Consider the following 1,360-nt stretch of genomic DNA (forward strand, 5'->3'; position numbering starts at 1 on the left):
AAAAGCCGTGTCTTAAAGGACGCGGCTTTTTTTTATTCTATCTTTTAGACGCCACAGCCGCTTTAATCAATTCCTCTACAGTCTTTATCTATCTACAAAAGGATATTAAACCTGTAGAAATCTCTTTTCTTCCTGTAACCCATGCCCCCAAAATAAGTTGCGTATCTCCAAAAACACGCGCCCTGCCACCAATAATTGCCTTTCCATAAGCACGTACATTACCGTAAACCTTCGCAAACCCATTAACACACGCCTCATCACAAATTATTGCATTTTCAAAAACCTTCGCATGCCCCCAAACCATAGCAGCATTATAAACCTTGGCATCATCACCAACCCAGCAATTGCCATCATGTGATAAGTTGTATTCACTTTCAATAAAGCCCCCTAAATCTCCTTTTTTAACACTTCCAAAACTTCTTAAAGCTTTAATGCGATAAAGTGTTCTAACTCTACCATAGAGATGGTCTTTAACTTCTGTAGTTTCATTAGTAAGTTCATATTTTTTGGATACAGTTTTAGTGGTCATAGGTAGCTCCCTAATCTAATATTCAAACAAATTTTTAAATGAAATGGTTATAAGGAGGCGCCCCCGCACCGCCCTATTGTTTAATTAAGCAGCTTCTTTTTCACATTCTAATTCACATTCTAAATCGTCATCATTTTCCGATTCAAGATCAGCATCATAATAGTCTTCAAAATCATCATAATACTCATGACGATAATAATCATCTTCACTACCAAATTCGGGATATGCTTCATTCCAAATATGATCATCTGCTGTTAAAGAAGCGGCGCTATGAACATAAGAATCTCCTGAGATAAGAGCACCACATACAACGGCATCATCGAAAACACGCGCGTCATCACAAATATAAGCAGCACCGCTTATTTTTGCATTGCCTCCAACATGAGCATTATCACAAATGACGGCATCATCAGAAATATGAGCATGATCAGTTACATAGGCATTATCATAAATCTTTGCATTGCCTTCAATTACAACAGCACCTTTAATATGAGCATTCCCATAAAGACGCGCATTGCCTCCCATAAAAATAGCTTCAAAAATAGCATTCCCATAAATTTTTGCATTCCCACAAACGTCTACAAAAAAGCTTCTTACTTTTGCATTCCCAGAAACGCGGGCATTTTGAAAAACGCGGGCTTTATCATATACCCAGCACGTACCATAATGCGATAGGTTGCTTTCATTTTCTATAAAACCACCTAAATCCCCCGCCTTGACATCTCCAAAATCTTTTAAGGCGCGTATACGGTATAATGTGAGACCAGTCATATGATCTATTTCATTAGTCAATTCATATTTTTTGGATGGTTTTCTCTTTTTAACTGTAGC

At 37.6% G+C, this 1,360-nt stretch carries 2 protein-coding genes; both read right to left on the bottom strand.

Going from position 1 to position 1,360, the window contains the following annotated elements:
- Nucleotides 1–88: 88 nt before the first annotated feature.
- The gene (locus tag ACFIMC_RS04695) at nt 89–529 is read right to left on the bottom strand and encodes a hypothetical protein (protein WP_375612653.1); all 441 of its coding nucleotides are present in this window, start codon (nt 527–529) and stop codon (nt 89–91) included.
- Between the two features lie 84 nt (nt 530–613).
- The coding region (locus ACFIMC_RS04700; RefSeq protein ID WP_375680947.1) for a hypothetical protein at nt 614–1,360 on the bottom strand (747 nt) is incomplete at its 5' end.

The organism is Bartonella sp. AP21QHHD (assembly GCF_042196205.1).
In the GTDB taxonomy this organism is placed as follows: Bacteria; Pseudomonadota; Alphaproteobacteria; order Rhizobiales; family Rhizobiaceae; genus Bartonella.